The sequence below is a fragment of the Cronobacter muytjensii ATCC 51329 genome, assembly GCF_001277195.1.
In the GTDB taxonomy this organism is placed as follows: Bacteria; Pseudomonadota; Gammaproteobacteria; order Enterobacterales; family Enterobacteriaceae; genus Cronobacter; species Cronobacter muytjensii.
On record NZ_CP012268.1, the window covers coordinates 810190 to 831590 of the forward strand.

Sequence of the window (21401 nt, forward strand, 5' to 3'; positions counted from 1 at the left end):
GAGGTCCTTCTGAACACACCGGCACAGCTCTCCTTGCCGCTCTGGCTGCCCGATGACGAAACGTTTGCCAGCTTCTGGCCGGGCGACAACCCCTCTTTATTAGCCGCACTACAGACGATGCTGCGTCACGACCGCAGCGGCTACATCTATTTCTGGTCCCGGGAGGGGGGCGGGCGCAGCCATCTGCTGCATGCCGCCTGCGCCGAGCTGTCGCAACGCGGAGACGCGGTCGGCTACGTACCGCTGGATAAACGCACCTGGTTTGTGCCGGAAGTGCTGGAAGGCATGGAGCAACTTTCGCTGGTATGCATCGATAATATTGAGTGCATTGCAGGCGATGAGCTCTGGGAAATGGCGATTTTTAACCTCTACAACCGCATTCTGGAGTCGGGCAATACCCGGCTGCTGATAACCGGCGACCGGCCGCCGCGTCAGCTGAACCTCAGGCTGCCCGATCTCGCCTCGCGTCTCGACTGGGGACAAATCTACCGGCTGCAGCCGCTCTCCGACGACGATAAACTCCAGGCGTTGCAGCTGCGCGCGCGGTTACGCGGGTTTGAGCTGCCGGAAGATGTGGGGCGCTTTCTGTTAAAACGCCTCGATCGCGAAATGCGCACGCTGTTCCTGACGCTCGATCAGCTCGATCGCGCGTCGATAAGCGCGCAGCGCAAGCTAACGATCCCGTTTGTAAAAGATACGCTCGGGCTGTAATCGCCGCTTCAGAAAAAACGCCGCAGGAGCAACCCGCGGCGTTTTTTTATGGAAGGATGTCTAAGACCTGCTCCGGCGGACGGCCCAGGCGGGCTTTGCCGTGGCTGACCACGATCGGACGCTCGATCAGCTTCGGATTGTCGACCATCGCCTGAATCAGCGCTTCTTCGCGAAGCGACCCGTCGCCCAGATTGAGTGTTTTGTAGAGATCGTCTTTGGTGCGCATCAGCTCGCGCGGATGGCTGAACCCCAATTGCTGCAACAGCATTTTGATCGTTGCCGCGTCCGGCGGCGTCTCCAGATAGAGCACGACTTCAGGCTCGATACCGCGTTCGGTGAGCAGGTTCAGCGTTTCGCGGCTTTTTGAGCAACGCGGGTTATGGTAAATCGTCACGTCCCGGGACATGGTTTCTCCTGTTACATTTTTTCGTAAGGGCGGAAGCGTTGCTGCAACTGGCGGATCTGATCAATACGCGCGTCATAGCGCGCCTGTTGCAGGCTGCCGAGCTTGACCTGCGAGCTGGCGCTGCTGAGCAGCGTAATGGCCTGATCCAGCTTGCCCAAAAGCGCCATCACTTCGGCGCGCGCCGCCAGCTCCTGATCGCGGTTGCCAAGCGCCGCCTGCGCCTGGGCGAGCAGATCCCAGCCGTTAGTGTCGTCAGGCCAGCTGAAGGTATAACGGTTGAGGATGGTCACTGCCTGCGCCGGCTGGCCCCCCTCCAGATACGCGTTGGCAAGGTTGAGCTGCAACACCGGATTGGTTTTCAGCTCCGGCGCGCTTTTCAGACGGTTGATCGCCTCCTGCGCTTTGTGCTCGCCCAGCGAAATATCGGTGGCGAGGTCAAGGTACCAGGCGTTGCCCGGCTGCGCCCGCAACAGCGGCTCCAACTGCTGGCGCGCCTCGGCGAAGCGTTTATCCTGCATGGCCTGCAACGCCCGACCATACTGCGCGGCATGCTGTTCGCGCTGATTGCCTTTGGCGAGCGAATCCAGAATATCGCTGGTGAGCTGATTACGTCCCGAGTTATACATGCCGAGCGCGCGCACTTTCGCCATATAAAACGCTTCAGATGATTGCGACACAACCGGGCGCATCTGGTTCGCGCGGTTACGCGCATCCGATAAACGGCTTTCCGGCAGCGGGTGGGTGAGCAGGATTTCCGGCGGACGCGTGGAGTAGCGCGCCTGGTCCAGCAGTTTTTCAAGAAATGTCGGCATCGCCTGCGGATCAAAACCGGAGCGTTGCAGTACCTGAATGCCGATGCGGTCGGCTTCCTGTTCATTCTGCTGGGTAAAGCTGATAACGCCCTGTTGAGTTCCGGCGAGCGTGCCGGTCAGCGCCGCCATTCCCGCCTGCGGGCTTGCCATCGCCAGCAGAATCGAGCCGAGCGCGCCCACCCAGGTGAGCGGGGCGCTGCGCTTCTGATCTTCCATCGCGCGCGCCAGATGGCGCTGGGTCACGTGGGAGATTTCGTGCGCCATGACTGAGGCGAGCTGGCTTTCGTTGTCGGCGTAGCGGAACAGCGCCGAGTGCAGCACGACATTGCCGCCGAAAAAGGCGAAGGCGTTAATCTCGTCATTATTGATGAGATAGAAGTGGAAAGGGGTTTTTACCGAATCGGCGTGCGAGACCAGACGCATGCCCAGCCCGTTGATATATTGCACCAGCAGCGGGTCGTTAATCAGGGGCGCGCTGCCGCGCAGCTGCCGCACGTAATAGTCGCCCATCTGGAGTTCCTGACCGATAGAGAGCGTGCTGCCTGCAGAGGTGCCCATATCCGGCAAACCGTCCGCCGGGTCGGCTGCAAAGGCGGGCGCAAGCTGGCCTGCCAGCGTGACGCCGATAAGCGTCGCAACCAGTGTCGTTTTCAACTGCCTGAACATAGCCTCTTTCCCGTCTGTATAGAGTCTTTTTTGACCCGCCCGGCACCGCTTTGTTCATTACGTGCGCCCGGATCGGAAGTCCATTTTACCAATACGTCGGGAAATCATATGCATCCACCGACAGGTTGTCTTGCAGGGGGCGTAAAAATCACGGTCTTTTTTGTGACATTTCGATACAATTCGCCCTCGCGCCTCCGTCGTCACCCGTCAGGGAAGGTATTTTATGCTTGAAATGTTTGCGCAGTGGTATCGCCGTCGCTTCAGCGACCCCGAGGCGATAGCGCTGCTGGCGATTCTGGTCGCCAGTTTTTGTATTCTCTTTTTCCTGCACGGTTTGCTGGCGCCGTTGCTGGTCGCCATCGTACTCGCCTATCTGCTGGAGTGGCCCACTTCGCGGTTACAGCGCATCGGCTGCTCGCGCGGGCTCGCCGCGACGCTGGTGCTGGTGCTGTTTATCGGCATTGTACTGGTGATGGCGTTTGTGGTCGTGCCGGTGGCCTGGCAGCAGGGGATTTACCTGATCCGTGATATTCCCGGCATGCTTAACAAGCTTTCTGATTTCGCGGCGACGTTGCCGAAGCGTTTTCCCGCGCTGATGGATGCCGGCATTATCGACGCCATCGCCGAAAACATGCGCACCCGTATCATCACGCTGGGCGATTCCGTCGTGAAATATTCGCTCGCGTCGCTGGTAGGGCTGCTGACGCTTGCCATCTATTTGATCCTGGTGCCGCTGATGGTGTTTTTCCTCGTGAAAGACAAAGAGCAACTGCTGAACGCGGTGCGCCGCGTGCTGCCGCGCAACCGTGGTCTCGCAGGCCAGGTGTGGGTTGAGATGAACCAGCAGATAACTAACTATATTCGCGGCAAAGTGCTGGAAATGATTGTGGTCGGCGTCGCGACCTGGATTGGGTTTTTGATTTTCGGGCTTAACTATTCGCTGTTGCTGGCGGTGCTGGTGGGCATTTCGGTACTGATCCCGTATATCGGCGCCTTTGTGGCGACCATTCCGGTGGTGTGCGTGGCGCTGTTTCAGTTCGGCATGGGAACGGAGTTCTGGAGCTGTTTTGCGGTCTATCTGATTATTCAGGGGCTCGACGGGAATGTGCTGGTGCCGGTGCTGTTTTCCGAAGCGGTAAATCTGCATCCGCTGGTGATTATTCTGTCAGTGGTGATTTTCGGCGGGCTGTGGGGATTCTGGGGCGTTTTCTTCGCGATCCCGCTTGCGACGCTCGTTAAAGCGGTGGTACACGCCTGGCCTGAGACATCGCCAGCAGTGGAAGAGTAACAGCGCGACAGGGGTAAAATGCCGGGTGGCGCTGCGCTTACCCGGCTTACAACTTGTGCTTACCCGGTCTGAAGTCTGCGAACGTGATTAATCGCTCAGGCGTTCTCTTTCAGCCAGGCCAGCACAACATCGTGGTGGTTGCTGGTTTTGAAGTCGTTGAACACATGTTCGACTTTGCCCTCGGCGTCGATAAGAAAACTGATGCGATGAATGCCGTCGTAGGTTTTCCCCATAAAGGTTTTTTCGCCCCAGACGCCAAACTGGTCGCTCACCTGATGATCTTCATCCGAGAGCAGCGTGAAGTTAAGCAGCTCTTTTTCAGCGAAACGCGAGAGCTTTTCGGGTTTATCGGTGCTGATGCCCAGCACTTCAACGCCCGCTTTTTTCAGGTCATCCATGTTATCGCGCAGCCCACACGCCTGGACGGTGCAGCCCGGCGTCATGGCTTTGGGATAGAAATAAACCAGAATACGCTGTCCCTGGAAGTCGGTTAAATTTACTTGTTCACCGTCCTGATCGGGCAAGCTAAATTTCGGTGCGATATCACCGGCTTTCAGTGGATTCATCACTACACTCCATCCTGTTCATCTTGCTGTGGATAATTCACCACGCTAATAGTGCCTTGTGCGCCCAGGTCTGTACAGAGTTGACGGAAGGGCTGTTCGATAATCGTCGCATCCTGAGAAGCCGGACTGTGCGCCGTTATTTGAATATAGAGCTGCGCGGATTTATTTTCCTGCGCGGGCTGCGTGCGCGAGATAAGCTCGGCGATATTCATGTCGTGAGAGTGGAACAGTTCAGTGAAGCGCTCAATCAGATGCGGCGAGTCTTCAACCTCCACCTGTACCCAGACGGACGCCGGCATCGCCTGGCGCGGACGGGCTGTGGTGCGTTTCATCACAATCAGCAAATCCAGCTCAGCGCCCTTGAGCGGCAGCGTGGATTCAATCAGGGTAATGGCGTTCCAGCTGCCGGACAGCAGCATGATGAATGTGAACTCCTCCCCCAGCATCGCCAGACGGCTATCTTCGATATTGCAGCCGCAACTGCTGACATGGCGGGTGATAGTGTTAACGATACCCGAGCGGTCGGCTCCCAGCGCGGTAATAACCAGATAATGGGGGGATGAGGATGTCAAACCTGTGCTTCCTGTTGAAACGGTGAATTAATCCTTAGGAAACCATAAAAAAATCCGCCATACAACCGCATAGCACGCCCGGGCCGCTTGCTTTTATTACGGCACCAAACGTACCATTGAGCCACAAGTTTGCACTGAGGATGGCCAATGTTCACGGGAAGTATTGTCGCGCTTATCACGCCGATGGATGAAAAAGGTAATGTCTGCCGGTCGAGCCTGAAAAAACTGATTGATTACCATGTCGCTAACGGAACGTCGGCGATTGTATCGGTAGGGACTACCGGAGAATCCGCCACGCTGAGCCATGACGAACACGCTGATGTGGTGATGATGACGCTGGAGCTCGCTGATGGGCGTATTCCGGTTATCGCAGGCACGGGCGCGAACGCCACTTCCGAGGCCATCAGCCTCACCCAGCGCTTTAACGATAGCGGCATCGCAGGCTGCCTGACCGTGACGCCGTATTACAACCGTCCGACTCAGGAAGGGCTGTTCCAGCATTTTAAAGCTATCGCGGAGCATACCGACCTGCCGCAGATCCTCTATAATGTGCCGTCCCGTACCGGTTGCGATATGCTGCCGGAGACCGTTGGCCGTCTGGCGAAGATTAAAAATATTGTCGGTATCAAAGAGGCGACCGGGAACTTAAGTCGCGTTCACCTGATCAAAGAGCTGGTCGCTGATGATTTCGCGCTGTTAAGCGGCGATGACGCCACGGCGATGGATTTCATGCAGCTTGGCGGTCACGGGGTGATTTCGGTCACTACCAACGTTGCGGCGCGCGACATGGCCGATATGTGCCGTCTCGCGGCAGAAGGGAAGTTTGACGATGCGCGCATCATCAACCGTCGTCTGATGCCTTTGCACCATAAATTATTTGTCGAACCCAATCCGATCCCGGTGAAATGGGCCTGTAAGGAGTTGGGACTTGTGGCGACCGATACGCTGCGCCTGCCAATGACGCCGATCACCGATATAGGGCGTGACGCCGTTGGTTCCGCGCTTAAGCATGCCGGCCTGCTGTAAAGTTTAGGGAGATTTGATGGCTTACTCAGTACAGAAGTCGCGTGTGGCGAAAGTAGCAACCGTATCACTGGTGATGCTGCTCGCCGCCTGTAGTTCCGATTCGCGCTACAAGCGTCAGGTGAGCGGCGACGAGTCCTATCTGGACGCGGCTCCGCTGGCAGAACTGCATGCACCTGCCGGGATGATCCTGCCGGTGCAGAACGGCGACTACAACATTCCGGCCACCCGTACCAACGGCCCGGTTGGCAAACAGCTGGATATTCGCCCGCCGACGCAGCCGCTGGCGCTGGTGAGCGGCGCGCGCACTCAGTTTACTGGCGATACCGCCACGCTGCTGCTGGAAAGCGGTCGCAACGGTTCGCTCTGGCCACAGGTCGTGAGCGTCGTGCAGTCGCTGAATTACACTATCGAGAAACGCGACGACGCCTCCCAAACGCTTAGCACCGACTGGGTACAGTGGAACCGCGCCGATGAAGACCAGCAGTATCGCGGTCGTTATCAGGTCAGCGTGAAGCCGCAGGGTTATCAGCAGGCGCTGGTCGTGAAGCTGGTGAATCTGGAGCAGGATGGCAAACCGGTCGCCGATACCGCGTCGCTGCAACGCTACAGCGCTGAAATGCTCAACGCCATTGCGTCCGGGCTGGATAAAAACGATGCCGCGCGTCAGAACGCTGCCGATAACCGCTCCGCGTCGCAAATCGACGTGACCAGCGGCGCCGACGATGTCGGCCTGCCGGTGCTGGTGGTTCGCGCGCCGTTTAACGCCGTATGGAACCGCCTGCCGGATACGCTCGCAAAAGTCGGTATGAAAGTGACCGACTCCACGCGCTCTACCGGCAGCGTCGCCGTGACCTACAAAGCGCTGTCTGACAGTGACTGGCAGGCGCTGGGCGCACGCGATCCTGGTCTCTCCAACGGCGATTACAAACTCCAGGTCGGCGATTTAGACAACCGCACCAGCCTGCAGTTTATCGACCCGAAAGGCCATACGCTGACCCAGTCGCAAAACGACGCGCTGGTCGCCGCCTTCCAGGCCGCATTCAGCAAGTAATACCCAAGGCCGGATCGCTCCGGCCTTTTTTTCTGATGTTGACGCAAACGTGTGCGTCGCCGGAAACTGACAAATTTTGTGATAAATCATCAGGCCGCGCGAGCGGTCACCATACCTGGAGTAATAAAGATGCAAAAGCAAGCTGAGTTGTATCGTGGCAAAGCGAAAACCGTCTACAGCACCGAAAATCCGGATCTGTTGGTACTCGAATTCCGCAATGATACATCAGCAGGCGACGGCGCCCGCATTGAGCAGTTTGACCGCAAGGGAATGGTGAACAACAAGTTTAACTATTTCATCATGAGCAAACTGGCCGAAGCGGGCATTCCGACGCAAATGGAACAGCTGCTTTCCGATACCGAAGCGCTGGTGAAAAAGCTCGACATGGTGCCGGTGGAGTGCGTTATCCGCAACCGCGCCGCAGGCTCGCTGGTGAAACGTCTCGGTATTGAAGAGGGCATTGAACTCAACCCGCCGCTGTTCGATCTGTTCCTGAAAAACGACGCCATGCACGATCCGATGGTTAACGAATCCTACTGCGACACCTTTGGCTGGGTAAGCCAGGAAAACCTCGCGCGTATGAAAGAACTGACCTACAAAGCCAACGACGTGCTGAAAAAACTCTTTGACGACGCGGGTCTCATCCTGGTCGACTTTAAGCTGGAGTTCGGTCTGTTTAAAGGCGAAGTGACGCTGGGCGATGAATTCTCGCCGGACGGCGCCCGTCTGTGGGACAAGCAGACCATGGATAAAATGGACAAAGACCGTTTCCGCCAGAGCCTCGGCGGCCTTATCGAAGCTTATGAAGAAGTCGCGCGCCGTCTTGGCGTAAATCTCGACTGATCCCCGTTTTGCTTGTCTCTTTCGCAGGGTGTGGCTCTCATACCCTGCGCCTTCCCGGTTTTCTTATGGTAAAGCGCGCCTGAACCACCTACGATCAATATCATAGCGATTGATAATGATGAGGTCAGAGTATGCGTTGGCAAGGACGTCGCGAAAGCGACAACGTAGAAGACAGACGAAACAGCAGTTCGCCAATGACGGGCGGACGCGGCTTGCGGCTGCCAGCCGGTAAAGGCGGGCTGGTGTTGTTGGTCATTGTGGTGGTCGCCAGTTATTACGGCGTCGATCTCACCGGGCTTATCTCCGGCGGCGCGCCGGTGAGCCAGCAGGCGTCGCGATCCATCAGCCCGAACGAGGACGAGGCGGCGAAATTCACCTCGGTCATTCTCGCCACCACCGAAGAGACCTGGGCTCAGCAGTTTCAGAAAATGGGCCGCACCTATCAGGATCCGAAACTGGTGATGTATCGCGGCGCGACCCGCACCGGGTGTGGCACCGGCCAGTCGGTCATGGGGCCGTTCTACTGCCCGGCCGACAGCACGGTCTATATCGATCTCTCATTCTATGACGAAATGAAAGAGAAACTCGGCGCGGATGGCGATTTCGCCCAGGGCTACGTCATCGCCCATGAAGTAGGGCATCACGTTCAGAAACTGCTCGGCATTGAGCCAAAAGTGCGCCAGCTTCAGCAAAACGCGTCGCAGACCGAAGTGAACCGCCTGTCGGTGCGTCTGGAATTGCAGGCAGATTGCTTCGCTGGGGTCTGGGGCAACGCCATGCAGAAAGAGGGCGTGCTGGACACCGGCGACCTGCAGGAGGCGCTCAACGCTGCCCAGGCCATCGGCGACGATCGTCTTCAGCAACAGAGCCAGGGCCACGTGGTGCCGGACAGCTTCACGCACGGCACGTCCGATCAGCGCTATAGCTGGTTTAAACGCGGTTTTGACAGCGGCGACCCTGCCCAGTGCAACACCTTCGGTAACGCGCTGTAACGCGAGGCGGTTTTTGTGAAAGAGAGTATCGCCACGCTGACGGCGCAGATGGATGCGGCGGGTATTCGCCGCCTGCTGGTGTTAAGCGGCGATGAGGCGTGGAGCTCGCAGCAGGCACAGCTGCTGGCGGGCAGCCTGCCGGGCGACTGGCTCTGGGTGGGGAGCGCGCCGGAAATGGCGCTCAACGGCGCGCCGGGCGCCATCAACACCTTACTGGGGCGAGAATATCTGCATGCGGTATTCGACGCCCGCAGCGGTTTTGACGCCGCTGCCTTCGCCGCGCTTGCAGGCACGCTAAAAGCGGGCAGTTGGCTGGTGTTGCTGACGCCGCCGTGGCAGGCCTGGTCTATGCGCGTGGATAACGACGCCTGTCGCTGGAGCGACAGCCGGGAACCCATCGCTACCCCCCATTTTATTCATCATCTCCAGCGTCTTTTCGCGCGCGACCCGGACGTGGTCTGCTGGCGGCAGGAACAGCCGTTAGCAATCACTGCGCCGGGCGCGCGCCCGTTATGGCGTCCCGCCAGCGGCGAACCGCAGCAGGAGCAGGCGCAGCTGCTGGAAGAACTGTTAGCCACGCGTGACGGCGTGACGGTGATTACCGCCGCGCGCGGGCGCGGAAAATCTGCGCTGGCCGGTATGTTTATTCGCGCGCTGCCGGGCAGGGCGCTCGTCACCGCGCCCACCCGGGCGTCAGCGGATGTGATAGCCGCCCACGCGGGCGAGAAATTCCAGTTTATGGCTCCGGACGCGCTGCTGGCGGCGCAGGAAGCGGCTACGCTCGCGCCCGCCGACTGGCTGGTGATTGACGAAGCCGCCGCGTTGCCCGGGCCGCTGTTGCAAAGGCTCATTCGCGCCTTTCCCGCAACGCTTATGACCAGCACTGTTCAGGGTTACGAAGGCACCGGGCGCGGCTTTTTGCTGAAATTCTGCGCCGGTCTTAACGGCCTGCGTTACCGCAGCCTGAACGCGCCGGTGCGCTGGGCGCAGGACGATCCGCTGGAACGGCTGGTGGGCGAAGCGCTGCTGTTTGAGGATGATGATTTCTCCGTGACGCCCGCCGGGCCGGTCAGCTTTTATCGCGTTCAGCAAGCCGACTGGGAGGCTGCGCCCGGGCGCGCGGCGGCGCTTTACCGGCTGCTCGCGGGCGCGCACTACCGTACATCGCCACTTGATTTGCGCCGTATGATGGATGCGCCTGGCCAGTCGTTTCTTGCGGCGGGCGCGGGCGCCGACACGGTCGGCGCGCTGTGGCTGGTGGACGAAGGCGGGCTTGACGCGGCGCTGAGCCAGGCGGTGTGGGCCGGTTACCGCCGTCCGCGCGGCAACCTGGTGGCGCAGTCGCTCGCGGCGCACGGCGGCGACCCGCTCGCCGCCACCCTGCGTGGACAGCGCATCAGCCGCGTGGCGGTTCACCCAGGCCGTCAGCGCGAAGGCATCGGGCAGCGGCTCATCGCGCAGGCGCGTGAACAGGCCGCAGGCCGCGCGGATTATCTTTCTGTCAGCTTCGGGTACACGCCCGCGCTGTGGCGCTTCTGGCAGCGCTGCGGTTTTATGCTGGTGCGCATGGGCAGCCATCGCGAGGCCAGCAGCGGCTGTTATAACGCAATGGCGCTGCTGCCGCTGACAGACGCAGGCGTCAGGCTCGCCCGCGCCGAACATCAGCGCCTCACACGTGACGCAGACGCGCTCCAGCGCTGGATGGATGAGCCGCTGCCGCTGACACCCGCGCACCAGGCTACCCTTAATGAGGATGACTGGTTAGCGCTTGCGGGGTTCGCCTTCGCCCATCGGCCGCTGGAAACCTCCCTCGGCCCGCTGTACCGGCTGCTGGAGGCAAGCCCGCAGGCGTTACAGGCGCTGCGCGGGCGGCTTGAGCTGCAAATGCCGGTGGACGCGCTGTGCCGCCAGCTCGGCCTTACGGGGCGCAAAGCGCTACTGGCGGCGCAGCGGCAAGAAACGGCTCTGGCGTTGCAGTCGCTGGACGACGCGCGCGCCGCAGCGCTTAACGCGCAAATATTGCAATGGCAATTTTTCCACTAAGTCCATCAATAGATTGCGATGGTCATCCGTTCAGGCCGGCGTAAACTGGCTGTAACCCATGAAGGAGAGTGCCATGAGACATGATCATTTTGTGGTTCAGAGCCCTGAACTGCCTGCCAGACAACTGCTGCTGCTGTTCCACGGCGTCGGGGATAACCCGGTGGCGATGGGCGAGATAGGCAGCTATTTCGCGCCGCTGTTTCCGGATGCGCTGGTGGTGAGTGTTGGCGGGCCAGCGCCGAGCGGCCCGGCGCCTGGCCGCGAGTGGTTTTCCGTGCAGGGGTTGACAGAGGCGAACCGCCAGCAGCGTGTGGATGACATCATGCCCACGTTTATCGACACCGTACGCCAGTGGCAGCGCGAAAGCGGCGTCAGCCCGGCGGCCACGGCGCTGATCGGGTTTTCGCAGGGCGCGATTATGGTGCTGGAAGGCGTGAAAGCCGAGCCGGGCCTTGCCTCGCGCGTTATCGCCTTTAACGGGCGATTTGCCGAGCTGCCTGTGGCCGCCACCACTGCCACTACCGTACACCTGATCCACGGCGAAGATGATGAGGTGATCGACGCCCGTTACGCTCAGGCGGCGGCGGATGCGCTGCTGCGCGCGGGCGGCGACGTGACGCTGGATATCGTTGAGGATCTGGGCCATGCGATCGATAACCGCAGCATGCAGCTGGCGCTCGATCACCTGCGTTATACCGTGCCAAAGCACTATTTCGATGAGGCGTTAAGCGGCGGGAAACCGGGCGATGACGATGTTATCCAGATGATGTAGGGCGGGAGAACGCGACCGGCGCTCCGTCAGGCGTCGCGCCTGACGGAGGAGAAGAGGAAAGTAAGCAGGCGCTTACTTCTTCTTCGGCCAGTCGTCTTCGTCGTCCCACTTATCGTTAAAATCGCGGTGGGGCGGCAGTTCCGGGCGGTTAGCCATAAATTTCTTATGATCCACCCGTTTTAAATCTTTAATTACGTTCAGCAGGACGCCGAGCAGAAACACCAGCACCAGCACCCACCAATATTTTCCAAGCCATTCCATGACGTTATCCTCGTCTGCAGAGCGCTCATCAGGCGACGAGCTGCTCCATAATGCGTTGATACATACGGGCCAGCAGCTGCAGGTCGGACGCTTTCACGCATTCGTTGATTTTGTGAATCGTCGCGTTGACCGGACCCAGCTCGACCACCTGCGCGCCCATGCGCGCGATAAAGCGCCCGTCGGACGTGCCGCCGGTCGTCAGCAGCTGCGGTTTAATTTCATTATAGTGGTGAACGGCGTTGACGACCGCATCCACCAGTTTGCCGCGCGCGGTTAAAAACGGCTGGCCGGAGAGCCACCAGTCCAGCGTGTAGCGCAACTGGTATTTGTCCAGCAGCGCCACGACGCGCTGTTTGATCATTTCATCCGTCAGCTCGGTGCTAAAGCGGAAGTTAAACTGCACGTGGAGATCGCCTGGGATCACGTTGTTACTGCCGGTGCCCGCCTGAATATTGGCTATCTGCATGCTGGTCGGCGGGAAAAACTCGTTGCCGCGATCCCATTCGATAGCTACCAGCTCGTTGAGCATCGGCGCGGCGCGGTGCACCGGATTATCCGCGAGATGCGGATACGCCACGTGCCCCTGCACGCCATGCACGGTCAGATTGCACGTCAGCGAGCCGCGACGGCCGTTTTTCACCACGTCGCCCACCACTTCGCTGCTGGACGGCTCGCCCACCAGGCAGTAATCAAGGCGTTCGCCGCGCGCCATCAGCGCTTCCACGACTTTGACGGTGCCGTTCACGGCGCTGGCCTCTTCATCAGAGGTGATAAGAAACGCCAGGCGTCCGCGATGGTGCGGATGTTGCGCGACAAAGCGTTCCGCCGCCACGACCATTGCCGCCAGTGAGCCTTTCATGTCCGCCGCGCCGCGGCCAAACAGCATGCCGTCGCGGATGGTCGGTTCAAATGGCGGGTTGATCCAGCGCTCGGCATCGCCTGCGGGCACCACATCGGTATGCCCCGCGAACGCCAGCGTTTCGCCATTGCCGCGCCATGCCCAGAAGTTCTGCGTGTCGCCAATATTCATCGGCTCTACCGTGAACCCTGCCGCGCGTAGCCGCTCAATCAACAGCGCCTGGCAGCCCGCATCATCGGGGCTAAGAGAAGGGCGACGAATAAGCTGCTGCGTCAGCTCAATAACCGGGCAAGACATAACACTAGACCTCGTTAAAATAGTGCTGGTAAGTGGATTCGCTAAAACCAAGCAGCATAGGCTTACCCGGCGCGCAGAGCAATGGTCGTTTAATGATGGCCGGCATTTCCAGCATCAGCGCCGCTGCGCGGTCAGCGTCAGTGATTGCCGCGCGACGCGCTTCGTCGAGCTTACGCCAGGTGGTGCCGCGTGTGTTCAGCAGCGCCTCCCATCCCAGCTCTGCGATGAATTTATGCAGCAGTTGTGCATCAAGGCCGTCGGCGCGGTAGTCGTGAAACTGATACGCTATCTGCTGGCTTTCTAACCAGCGGCGCGCTTTTTTGATGGTGTCGCAGTTTTTTATGCCGTACATCACGACCATATTTGAATCCTTTTGTCTGAAATCCGGTGGCTTAAACAAATTATTAGAATAGATAACAGGAGAAACAGTAGCCTGCTAATATAACCTATCATTCACAATTATGCTTAACGTATATAACCCTGTTGATACATTTTGAATAATTTTTCATCACTGGCGCAGACCATTCCGCTGGTCAATTCCCGGAATTGATATTTTTTATAAAAAGCGACTTTATCTAAAACTGCGTAGATAAAAACTTTACCAAAAGGTAAAAGTGTTTCGAGAATGTGGTCCATTAACTGATTGCCAAAACCCCGTCCCTGATAATCGGGATCGACAACAATATCCGCGACATAACTCGACCAGGTCAAATCGCTAATCGCATGCGCCGTCGCCACCAGTTTTCCGTCGTAAAACCCGTACCAGCAAAACGTACTATGGGTGTAACAACGCTCGATATCCCGTGCTGCGCGTGCGCCAAGTCCCGCGCGCTCAATGAGCGTAGCGAGTGCCTGCCAGTCGGGATTTTCAATATCTTGCCGGGTCATAATAAGCATGCTTAGTTATTCCTCTTGTTATAAAAATTTATCGAATATTGCCAGGCGTCACATTACCGACAACTTATCCTCGTCATATTGAACTCAGTGCCGATAACAAATACATGAAGGGAGCTTATCAATTCGATTGGTTAAAGTATCTTCACTCCGGGCCGTTATTTTTGTATCATGCAAACAATAATAAAGAGAGGTCGTTATGATTGAACATGAACTGGGGAACTGGAAAGACTTTATTGAAGCGATGCTTCGTAAATAAATCCAGCAATAAGCAAGAGCACATCGCTTTTATAGACACACAGCAGTGATTTCACTCACTAAAACAATCAAAAGGCGGCCTTCACAGGTCGCCTTTTTCTTTATGACTCTCACTCTTCAGGCGCCGGTCGCAGCGGAAATCGTCTGCGGATCAATACAAAGAACAACGGCACGAAGAAAATCGCCAGCAGCGTCGCCGAGATCATACCGCCCATGACGCCGGTGCCCACCGCGTGTTGGCTGGCGGAGCCCGCGCCGCTACTGGTCGCCATCGGCAGGACGCCAAAGATAAACGCGAGCGAGGTCATCAGAATCGGACGCAGACGCTGGCGGCACGCGTCGAGCGTGGCGGCAACCAGCTCGTGGCCTTTGCTGTTCATCTCATTAGCGAATTCAACAATCAGTATCGCGTTCTTGGCCGACAGCCCGATGACGGTGAGCAACCCCACCTGGAAATAGACGTCGTTCTCCAGCCCGCGCAGCCAGGTCGCGAGCAGCGCCCCGATTACACCAAGCGGCACCACCAGCATTACCGAGAACGGTACCGTCCAGCTCTCATACAGCGCCGCGAGACACAGGAACACCACCAGCAGCGACAGCGCGTAGAGCGCAGGCGCCTGCGAGCCGGAGAGCCGTTCCTGATACGACATCGCGGTCCACTCAAGGCCAAAGCCTGTCGGCAGCTGGCTCACCAGTTTTTCCATCACGTCCATCGCGGTGCCGGTACTGACGCCCGGCGCCGCCTCGCCGACAATCTCCAGCGCCGAATAGCCGTTGTAGCGCTCAAGGCGTGGCGAACCGGTCTCCCAGCGCGAGGTGGCGAAGGCGGAGAACGGCACCATTTCGCCTGCCTGATTGCGCACATACCAGCGATTAATATCCTCCGGCAGCATCCGGTATTTCGCGGAAGCCTGCACATAAACCTTTTTCACGCGGCCGCGATCCATAAAGTCATTCACATAGCTTGAGCCCCATGCGGTTTGCAGCGTGTCGTTAATATCATCGACAGAAACGCCGAGCGCCTGGGCCTTGCGCTGGTCGATATCAATCTGCAACTGCGGGCTGTCATCAAGGCCGTTGTGGCGCACGCGGGTCAGCGCCGGGTCTTTGCTCGCCATATCAAGCAGACGGTCGCGCGCCTGCATCAGCGCGTCATGTCCGAGCCCGGCGTGATCCTGCAATTCCATATCAAAACCGGCGGAGCTGCCGAGGCCGCTAATGGCGGGTGGGCTGCTGGCGAACACGCGCGCCTCGTTAATGTGGCGGAAGGCGCGAGTGGCGCGCTCGATAATCGCGTCCGCGCTGCCGCGGTCTGCGTCGCGATCCTCCCACGGTTTCAGGCGCACAAACATCCGCGCCACGTTCTGACCATTGCCTCCGGGGCCGGAGCCGACCGTTGCGAACACCGAGGCGACATTGGCTTTTTCTTTCTCGAAGAAATAACGCTCCACCTTTTGCACCACTTTCAGCGTCTGTTGCTGGGTCGCGCCGGGCGGCAGTTGTACGGAGGTAATAAACATACCGCGGTCTTCCTGCGGCAGAAATGACGTCGGCAGGCGCAGAAACAGAAACACCATACCGCCCAGCAGCAGCGCATAGACCAAAATCCAGCGCAGACTGCGATGCACTATTTTTCCGACGGCTGATTCATAGCGCAGCGCGCTGCGCTCGAAGGTGCGGTTAAACCAGCCGAAAAAACCGCGTGTACCGTGATGCTCGCCTTTTTTAAGCGGCTTAAGCAGCGTGGCGCACAGGGCAGGGGTGAGGATCATCGCCACCAGCACTGACAGCACCATCGATGAAACAATCGTGACAGAGAACTGGCGGTAAATCGCGCCGGTGGTGCCGCCGAAAAACGCCATCGGGATAAACACCGCTGACAGCACCATCGCGATCCCCACCAGCGCGCCCTGGATCTGTCCCATCGATTTACGCGTGGCGGCGCGCGGCGAGAGCCCTTCTTCGCTCATGATGCGCTCGACGTTCTCCACCACCACGATGGCGTCATCCACCAGCAGGCCTATCGCCAGCACCATCGCGAACATCGTGAGCGTGTTAATGCTGTAACCGAAGCTGTAAAGCACCGCGAACGTGCCGAGCAGCACGACCGGTACCGCGATAGTCGGGATAAGCGTCGCGCGGAAGTTCTGCAAAAAGAGATACATCACCAGAAACACCAGCGCGATCGCTTCGAGCAGGGTTTTGACGACGTCGGTAATCGAGGCTTTCACAAACGAGGTGGTTTCATACGCCACCTTATATTCCAGTCCGTGCGGGAAATAGTGCGACAGCTCATCAAGCCGGTTAAGCACCAGCTGCGCGGTCGCCATCTCGTTGGCGCCGGAGGCGAGCTTTACGCCGAGCCCCGAGGCCGTCTTGCCGTTATAGCGGCTCAGATTGTCATACTTTTCTGCGCCCATCTCGACGGTCGCGACATCGCCAAGCGTTACCGTCGAGCCGTCCTGATTCACGCGAAGCGTAATAGCGCGAAACTGTTCCGGCGTCTGCAATAGCGACTGCGCATTAATGGTGGCGTTCAGCGCCTGGTCATCCACCGACGGCGTGCCGCCAAGCTGGCCGACCGCTATCTGGCTGTTCTGGGATTTGATAGCCGCCACCACGTCGGCGGTGGTGAGCTGATAGCTGGTGAGTCGGTCGGGATTGAGCCAGATACGCATCGCGTACTGCGAGCCGTAGGCGTCGATATCCCCCACGCCATTGATGCGGCTTAGCGGCTCCTGAATGTTACTTGCTACGTAGTCGGCGATGTCCTGTTTATCCATGCTACCGTCGGTGGAGACGAACGCGATGGTCAGGATATTGGTGTCGCCGGTTTTGCGTACCGTCACGCCCTGCGTCTGTACGGCCTGCGGCAGTTTACGCAGCGCGGATTGCAGCTGGTTTTGCACCTGCTGCACCGCTTCATCCGGATCGGTGCCGGCTTTAAAGTTCAGCGTGACCGACGCCTGGCCGGTAGCGCTGCTCTGCGAGGTCATATACATCAGGTTATCGAGGCCGGTCATGTTCTGTTCGATAACCTGAGTGACGGTGTTTTCCAGCGTCTGGGCCGAGGCGCCAGGGTAGTTTGCGGTTATGCGCACATTAGGCGGCGCGAGTTCGGGATATTGCTCAACGGGCAGTGAAAAAATCGCCATCGTGCCGGTCAGGCAGATGAGAATCGCCAGCACCCACGCAAAAATCGGGCGATCGATAAAAAAATTCGCCATGCGAGTCAGGACCTCTTAAATGCTTCGCGTCGTTATTATTGGTAGCCGCAATCACTGTAGCCCCAGGCGACGGGGCAAACGTGGAGAAAAAAAGGAGATAATGTAAATTATCTCGCCAAAACCGCGCCCGGCAGACCTTACGCGTCACGGGATTCGAAAAACAGAACCGTCGCCGCGACGCGCGAGCGCACGTTAAGTTTGCGCAGTATATTGCGAATATGCACTTTTACTGTCTCTTCAGAAATGTGCAGGACAGATGCTATCTGTTTATTCGACAGACCGCGCGCCACTTCCTGTAATACGTCAAGCTCCCGCTCGGTCAGCTGCGCGAACGGCGCGGTGGGCTTTTCGCCCGGCAGGCGCTGGTTCAGATACGTCTGCACCTGCGCGCTGAACACGCCGCCGCCCGCCGCGCCGTCGCGCATCGCCGCAAGCAATATTTCCGGCTCGCTGTCTTTTAACAGATAGCCATCAGCGCCCGCGTCCATCACCGCATACACGTCGCTGCGCGCGTCTGAGACCGTCAGCACGATAATCCGCGCGCTCACGCTGTCGCGGCGCAGCAGCCTGAGCGTATCAAGGCCGCTCAGGCCACGCATATTGAGATCCAGCAGGATGACGTCCGGCGTTAACTGGTTCGCCAGCGCGACAGCCTCGACGCCGTTGCTCGCTTCGCCCACCACCCGAAACTGCGCGTCGGTCTCAAGAAGCTGGCGAATACCGCGGCGCATCAATGGGTGATCGTCAACGATCAATACGTGCCAGGGGTCAGGTTGCGACATGCTCACTCCGGTCTCGTTATTGTTAGTGCCTGCGCCTGCATAAACCATAGCCTGCGCGTCGGCTTTTTCGCCATGCGCACGGCGCAGCCGCGCTTTGTACAAGCGTATCGCCTGCAGCCCGCGCGCAATCCGCGGAATATCGTCCATTGCGCGTCTGTTCCTGCATGCTCGCCGCCGTCGGGGGCGACAAACGGCGTTTCGGGTCGTACTATTCACCCAACACCAGGCGTTTATGGAGTCGCTATGTCGTTAAATGTCGAACTGATTAAAGATAAAATTCTCTCGGAAAACTATTTTGTCCTGCGCAACATCACCTACGATCTGACGCGTAAAAATGGCGACGTTGTCCGCCACAAGCGGGAAGTCTACGATCGCGGCAACGGCGCGGCTGTGCTGCTGTACAACCGCGAGAAAAAGAGCGTCGTGCTGATTCGCCAGTTTCGCGTCGCGACCTGGGTGAACGGCAACCCGGACGGCATGCTGATTGAAGCCTGCGCCGGACTGCTGGACGACGATGAGCCGGAAGTCTGCATTCGCAAAGAGGCGATCGAAGAGACCGGCTATCGCGTCGGCACGGCGGAAAAAGTGTTTGAGCTTTATACCTCGCCTGGCGGCGTTACCGAGCTCATTCATCTTTTTATCGCCGAGTATGACGACGCCGCGCGGGCGAATGCGGGCGGCGGCGTGGAAGATGAAGAGATTGAGGTGCTGGAGATGCCGTTTCAGGCGGCGCTTGAGCAGGTGAAGCAGGGCGTTATTCGCGACGCGAAAACCGTGCTGCTGCTTCAGCATCTCCAGCTGCGCGGAATAATGGATTGATTTAGCTGAATAATCAGAAGTGGTATTTCAGATAAATCTATCCGATAAATCCGATTGAGCCGCCCGTGAAGGGCAACGAAGATAGGCGCGTTTCTTCTCACCGCTGTTAACGCCCGGGATACGCGCCGTCCATGCTTTTTCGTCTGCTGTCACTGCTTAGCTGTTATCTGCTGTTCGCCTCGCCGCTGTGGGCCGCGCCGGCGCAGAAGATCTTCAGTGACTGGCAGGTGACCTGCAATAACCAGAACTTCTGCTCTGCCCGCAACGTGGGCGACCATCAGGATCTCGTGATGACGGTCTCACGCAGCGCGGGCGCGAAAACCGACGCCACGCTGCGTATCGAGGCGGGCAGGCCGGAAGCCGCCGTCAGTAAAGCGCCGCCGCTCGCGCCGCGCCTGCTGCTGGATGGCAAAACGCTCATTCCCGCCGGGCACAAATGGCGTGACGCCCCGCGTCGTCTGCTGTCCGACGACCCGGCAACCATCATCGATTTCCTCGATCAGATCAAAGAGTCATCGGTTATCACGCTCAAAGACGGGCCGGGCCGCCTGTCGCTTGACGGGCTGAAAGCCGCGCTGCTGTTTATCGATGCCCAGCAAAAGCGCGTCGGCAGCGAAACCGCCTGGATTAAAAAAGGCAGCAATCCGCCGCTCAGCGTGCCGCCCGCGCCCGCGATAAAAGGCATTAAGATAACCAACCCGACGCCAACGCCGCTCTCCCATGATGAACTCAACGCGCTTCTTGATTACGGCACCTGGCGCATGACCAACAGCCAGTGCTCGCTCGACCCGATGCGCCGCGAAGTGCGCATCTCCGCGCTTACCGACGACACCGCGCTGATGATAATCAGCTGCGAAGCAGGCGCGTATAACACGGTCGATCTCGCCTGGCTGGTCTCGCGCCAGAAGCCGTTCGCCTCGCGCATGGTGCGTCTGCGTCTGCCGTTTCTGCCTGCCGATAAAGAGCAGGAGCTGGAGCTGATGAACGCCAGCTTTGACGAAAAAACCAAAGAACTCACCACGCTTTCCAAAGGGCGCGGCCTTGGTGACTGCGGCGTGGCGACGCGCTGGCGCTTTGACGGCCAGCGGTTTCGCCTGGTGCGTTACGCCGAAGAGCCGAGCTGCGACGGCTGGCACGGGCCCGACGCCTGGCCGACGCTCTGGGTAACCCAATAATCCCGCTTCTGGCCGCCTGCGTTTTTGCGTATATTCCTGTGGCTTATCATAACCAAATAACACGGCAGGGAATTTATGGCATTCACACAGGGGCTGCGCGCGGTATTCACGCTTGCGCTGGCAGGGCTGACGCTCTCCGCCAGCGCCGCGATGTCGTCGCAGGACGAACGTGACGTCAGCGCGCTGATAGCCCGCTGGAACGACTTTAAAAATCACCCCTCCGCCGAGGCCGGCGCGTCGCTTTATGGCGAACAGATCCGCTGGTACGGCAAAGCGCTCACGCCGAAGGCGGTCATTGGGGAAAATATCGCTTTCCTGCAAAAACATCCGCACTACACTCAGACTGTCGTCAGCAACATTACGCTAACCGAACAGGACGGGCAGCCGCTCGCCGTGCAGGCCACGTTTGTTAAGCAGGCGGGGCTGGAGCCGCAGACGCCGCGCAATTACCCGGCACAGCTCACCTTAACGAAGCAGGCCGCCGGCTGGCGCATCAGCGAAGAAACCGACTGGATAACCGAAGCGAACCGGCAGAAAACGCGCGATTACCGTCTGGCGGGCGGGCGCTTTAACGGCACGGCGAAAAGCTACGCCTGGCTGACGGCGCACGATCCGAAAACCAACGGCGTGTGCGATGAGAGCGGCGACTGCGAGTGCCAGCTCTGGAACAGCGATCCGACGGTGAAACCAGCGTCCATTGCTTCGTGCATCGGCGGCGGCGTGGAGGCGCTCTCAAACCTTGACGACAGCGGGCGCGACCGCGTGCTTATTTATCCGCAGTGGTGGAGCAGCGCCTGGCGGGCGACCTATCTCTATGACGTGCAGCAACAGCAGTGGGTGGAGGCCATCCCTTCGTTTTCGATGAATCTCAACGTGCAGGAAGATGCCGAGGGCAAAACGCTGGTGGCGCGCGATCCGCAGCATCCGGGGCAGGTTATTGTCGCTGAGGCGAAATGGGATGAGAAAACGGAAGATATTGTGATAAACAAAAGCGCCGAGACGCTGAAAGTACTGAAATAACACCGCGCCGGAAATAAAAAAGCCAGCCCGTTAAGGCTAATTTAAAGCCCTGCGCCGAGGG

Annotated in this window: 22 protein-coding genes; 12 read left to right on the top strand and 10 right to left on the bottom strand. The window is 58.8% G+C overall.

The features are described from left to right. Positions 1-9 precede the first annotated feature (9 nt). Complete coding sequence (locus tag AFK63_RS03750; RefSeq protein ID WP_038861312.1) at positions 10-711, top strand: DnaA inactivator Hda; 702 nt, start codon at positions 10-12, stop codon at positions 709-711. Positions 712-757: 46 nt separating this feature from the next. Here AFK63_RS03750 and arsC read toward each other — a convergent pair whose 3' ends face one another. Both arsC and bepA read right to left on the bottom strand, forming a co-directional pair. After that, positions 758-1117: an arsenate reductase (glutaredoxin) gene (gene arsC, locus AFK63_RS03755; protein ID WP_038861313.1), complete on the bottom strand. Its 360-nt coding sequence runs from the start codon at positions 1115-1117 to the stop codon at positions 758-760. Positions 1118-1128: 11 nt separating this feature from the next. Next, a complete protein-coding gene (gene bepA / locus AFK63_RS03760) occupies positions 1129-2595 on the bottom strand; it encodes a beta-barrel assembly-enhancing protease (protein WP_038861314.1) in 1467 nt (488 codons plus the stop codon). Positions 2596-2818: 223 nt separating this feature from the next. Between bepA and AFK63_RS03765 the strand changes: the two genes are divergently transcribed. Next, entirely contained in the window at positions 2819-3883 is a 1065-nt protein-coding gene (locus tag AFK63_RS03765; protein ID WP_038861315.1) for an AI-2E family transporter, read from the top strand. A 95-nt stretch (positions 3884-3978) separates the two neighbouring features. On the opposite strand, the gene bcp is transcribed toward AFK63_RS03765, so the two are convergent. Both bcp and AFK63_RS03775 read right to left on the bottom strand, forming a co-directional pair. Then, positions 3979-4449, bottom strand: coding sequence for a thioredoxin-dependent thiol peroxidase (bcp, locus tag AFK63_RS03770; RefSeq protein WP_038861316.1), 471 nt, complete (start codon positions 4447-4449; stop codon positions 3979-3981). A 2-nt stretch (positions 4450-4451) separates the two neighbouring features. Further along, positions 4452-5021: a glycine cleavage system transcriptional repressor gene (locus AFK63_RS03775; RefSeq protein ID WP_007721234.1), complete on the bottom strand. Its 570-nt coding sequence runs from the start codon at positions 5019-5021 to the stop codon at positions 4452-4454. 147 nt (positions 5022-5168) lie between these two features. Here AFK63_RS03775 and dapA point away from each other — a divergent pair, with 147 nt between their 5' ends. The 6 genes from dapA (at position 5169) to ypfH (ending at position 11748) form a co-directional block, all read left to right on the top strand. Beyond that, positions 5169-6047: a 4-hydroxy-tetrahydrodipicolinate synthase gene (dapA, locus tag AFK63_RS03780; protein ID WP_038861317.1), complete on the top strand. Its 879-nt coding sequence runs from the start codon at positions 5169-5171 to the stop codon at positions 6045-6047. 16 nt (positions 6048-6063) lie between these two features. Beyond that, a complete protein-coding gene (bamC, locus tag AFK63_RS03785) occupies positions 6064-7098 on the top strand; it encodes an outer membrane protein assembly factor BamC (RefSeq protein ID WP_038861318.1) in 1035 nt (344 codons plus the stop codon). Between the two features lie 129 nt (positions 7099-7227). After that, positions 7228-7941 carry a phosphoribosylaminoimidazolesuccinocarboxamide synthase gene (gene purC / locus AFK63_RS03790; RefSeq protein WP_038861319.1) on the top strand — a complete coding sequence of 238 codons (714 nt, stop codon included), beginning with the start codon at positions 7228-7230 and terminating at the stop codon, positions 7939-7941. 131 nt (positions 7942-8072) lie between these two features. Further along, entirely contained in the window at positions 8073-8933 is an 861-nt protein-coding gene (gene ypfJ, locus AFK63_RS03795) for a KPN_02809 family neutral zinc metallopeptidase (RefSeq protein WP_038861320.1), read from the top strand. Between the two features lie 48 nt (positions 8934-8981). Then, entirely contained in the window at positions 8982-10976 is a 1995-nt protein-coding gene (locus tag AFK63_RS03800; RefSeq protein ID WP_050568125.1) for a tRNA(Met) cytidine acetyltransferase TmcA, read from the top strand. 73 nt (positions 10977-11049) lie between these two features. Beyond that, positions 11050-11748: an esterase gene (gene ypfH, locus AFK63_RS03805; RefSeq protein ID WP_038861322.1), complete on the top strand. Its 699-nt coding sequence runs from the start codon at positions 11050-11052 to the stop codon at positions 11746-11748. A gap of 72 nt (positions 11749-11820) precedes the next feature. Here the strand turns inward: ypfH and AFK63_RS03810 are convergent, their stop codons facing one another. The 4 genes from AFK63_RS03810 to AFK63_RS03825 all read right to left on the bottom strand — a co-directional run bounded on the left by AFK63_RS03810 (position 11821) and on the right by AFK63_RS03825 (position 14062). Beyond that, positions 11821-12009 carry a YpfN family protein gene (locus tag AFK63_RS03810; RefSeq protein ID WP_038861323.1) on the bottom strand — a complete coding sequence of 63 codons (189 nt, stop codon included), beginning with the start codon at positions 12007-12009 and terminating at the stop codon, positions 11821-11823. A gap of 28 nt (positions 12010-12037) precedes the next feature. After that, entirely contained in the window at positions 12038-13165 is a 1128-nt protein-coding gene (gene dapE / locus AFK63_RS03815) for a succinyl-diaminopimelate desuccinylase (RefSeq protein WP_038861324.1), read from the bottom strand. A gap of 4 nt (positions 13166-13169) precedes the next feature. Continuing rightward, the gene (locus AFK63_RS03820) at positions 13170-13526 is read right to left on the bottom strand and encodes an ArsC family reductase (RefSeq protein ID WP_038861325.1); all 357 of its coding nucleotides are present in this window, start codon (positions 13524-13526) and stop codon (positions 13170-13172) included. A gap of 104 nt (positions 13527-13630) precedes the next feature. Beyond that, positions 13631-14062 (bottom strand): GNAT family N-acetyltransferase, encoded by a 432-nt coding sequence (locus AFK63_RS03825; protein WP_038861326.1) that lies wholly within the window; start codon positions 14060-14062, stop codon positions 13631-13633. A gap of 196 nt (positions 14063-14258) precedes the next feature. On the opposite strand from AFK63_RS03825, the gene ypfM reads away from it, so the two are divergent. After that, complete coding sequence (gene ypfM / locus AFK63_RS21115) at positions 14259-14318, top strand: protein YpfM (protein ID WP_100207200.1); 60 nt, start codon at positions 14259-14261, stop codon at positions 14316-14318. 109 nt (positions 14319-14427) lie between these two features. Here the strand turns inward: ypfM and acrD are convergent, their stop codons facing one another. Together acrD and narP are read right to left on the bottom strand one after the other, a co-directional pair. Further along, positions 14428-17544, bottom strand: coding sequence for a multidrug efflux RND transporter permease AcrD (gene acrD / locus AFK63_RS03830; RefSeq protein ID WP_038861327.1), 3117 nt, complete (start codon positions 17542-17544; stop codon positions 14428-14430). Between the two features lie 137 nt (positions 17545-17681). Continuing rightward, a complete protein-coding gene (gene narP, locus AFK63_RS03835; RefSeq protein WP_038861354.1) occupies positions 17682-18326 on the bottom strand; it encodes a nitrate/nitrite response regulator protein NarP in 645 nt (214 codons plus the stop codon). Between the two features lie 243 nt (positions 18327-18569). Between narP and nudK the strand changes: the two genes are divergently transcribed. From nudK to AFK63_RS03850, 3 genes are all read left to right on the top strand, one after another. Further along, entirely contained in the window at positions 18570-19145 is a 576-nt protein-coding gene (nudK, locus tag AFK63_RS03840; RefSeq protein WP_038861328.1) for a GDP-mannose pyrophosphatase NudK, read from the top strand. Between the two features lie 131 nt (positions 19146-19276). Further along, positions 19277-20320 carry a DUF1176 domain-containing protein gene (locus AFK63_RS03845; RefSeq protein WP_038861329.1) on the top strand — a complete coding sequence of 348 codons (1044 nt, stop codon included), beginning with the start codon at positions 19277-19279 and terminating at the stop codon, positions 20318-20320. 75 nt (positions 20321-20395) lie between these two features. Further along, positions 20396-21340, top strand: a complete 945-nt coding sequence (locus tag AFK63_RS03850; RefSeq protein WP_038861330.1) for a hypothetical protein — start codon at positions 20396-20398, stop codon at positions 21338-21340. Positions 21341-21401: the final 61 nt, after the last annotated feature.

Coding starts and splice junctions, on each gene's coding strand:
- AFK63_RS03765 (WP_038861315.1), top strand. CDS start 2,819: ATGCTTGAAATGTTTGCGCAGTGGTATCGCCGTCGCTTCAGCGACCCC.
- bcp (WP_038861316.1), bottom strand. CDS start 4,449: ATGAATCCACTGAAAGCCGGTGATATCGCACCGAAATTTAGCTTGCCC.
- arsC (WP_038861313.1), bottom strand. CDS start 1,117: ATGTCCCGGGACGTGACGATTTACCATAACCCGCGTTGCTCAAAAAGC.
- ypfH (WP_038861322.1), top strand. CDS start 11,050: ATGAGACATGATCATTTTGTGGTTCAGAGCCCTGAACTGCCTGCCAGA.
- AFK63_RS03800 (WP_050568125.1), top strand. CDS start 8,982: ATGGATGCGGCGGGTATTCGCCGCCTGCTGGTGTTAAGCGGCGATGAG.
- acrD (WP_038861327.1), bottom strand. CDS start 17,544: ATGGCGAATTTTTTTATCGATCGCCCGATTTTTGCGTGGGTGCTGGCG.
- narP (WP_038861354.1), bottom strand. CDS start 18,326: ATGTCGCAACCTGACCCCTGGCACGTATTGATCGTTGACGATCACCCA.
- AFK63_RS03820 (WP_038861325.1), bottom strand. CDS start 13,526: ATGGTCGTGATGTACGGCATAAAAAACTGCGACACCATCAAAAAAGCG.
- AFK63_RS03825 (WP_038861326.1), bottom strand. CDS start 14,062: ATGCTTATTATGACCCGGCAAGATATTGAAAATCCCGACTGGCAGGCA.
- dapA (WP_038861317.1), top strand. CDS start 5,169: ATGTTCACGGGAAGTATTGTCGCGCTTATCACGCCGATGGATGAAAAA.
- dapE (WP_038861324.1), bottom strand. CDS start 13,165: ATGTCTTGCCCGGTTATTGAGCTGACGCAGCAGCTTATTCGTCGCCCT.
- AFK63_RS03845 (WP_038861329.1), top strand. CDS start 19,277: ATGCTTTTTCGTCTGCTGTCACTGCTTAGCTGTTATCTGCTGTTCGCC.
- ypfJ (WP_038861320.1), top strand. CDS start 8,073: ATGCGTTGGCAAGGACGTCGCGAAAGCGACAACGTAGAAGACAGACGA.
- bamC (WP_038861318.1), top strand. CDS start 6,064: ATGGCTTACTCAGTACAGAAGTCGCGTGTGGCGAAAGTAGCAACCGTA.
- AFK63_RS03810 (WP_038861323.1), bottom strand. CDS start 12,009: ATGGAATGGCTTGGAAAATATTGGTGGGTGCTGGTGCTGGTGTTTCTG.
- purC (WP_038861319.1), top strand. CDS start 7,228: ATGCAAAAGCAAGCTGAGTTGTATCGTGGCAAAGCGAAAACCGTCTAC.
- bepA (WP_038861314.1), bottom strand. CDS start 2,595: ATGTTCAGGCAGTTGAAAACGACACTGGTTGCGACGCTTATCGGCGTC.
- AFK63_RS03850 (WP_038861330.1), top strand. CDS start 20,396: ATGGCATTCACACAGGGGCTGCGCGCGGTATTCACGCTTGCGCTGGCA.
- nudK (WP_038861328.1), top strand. CDS start 18,570: ATGTCGTTAAATGTCGAACTGATTAAAGATAAAATTCTCTCGGAAAAC.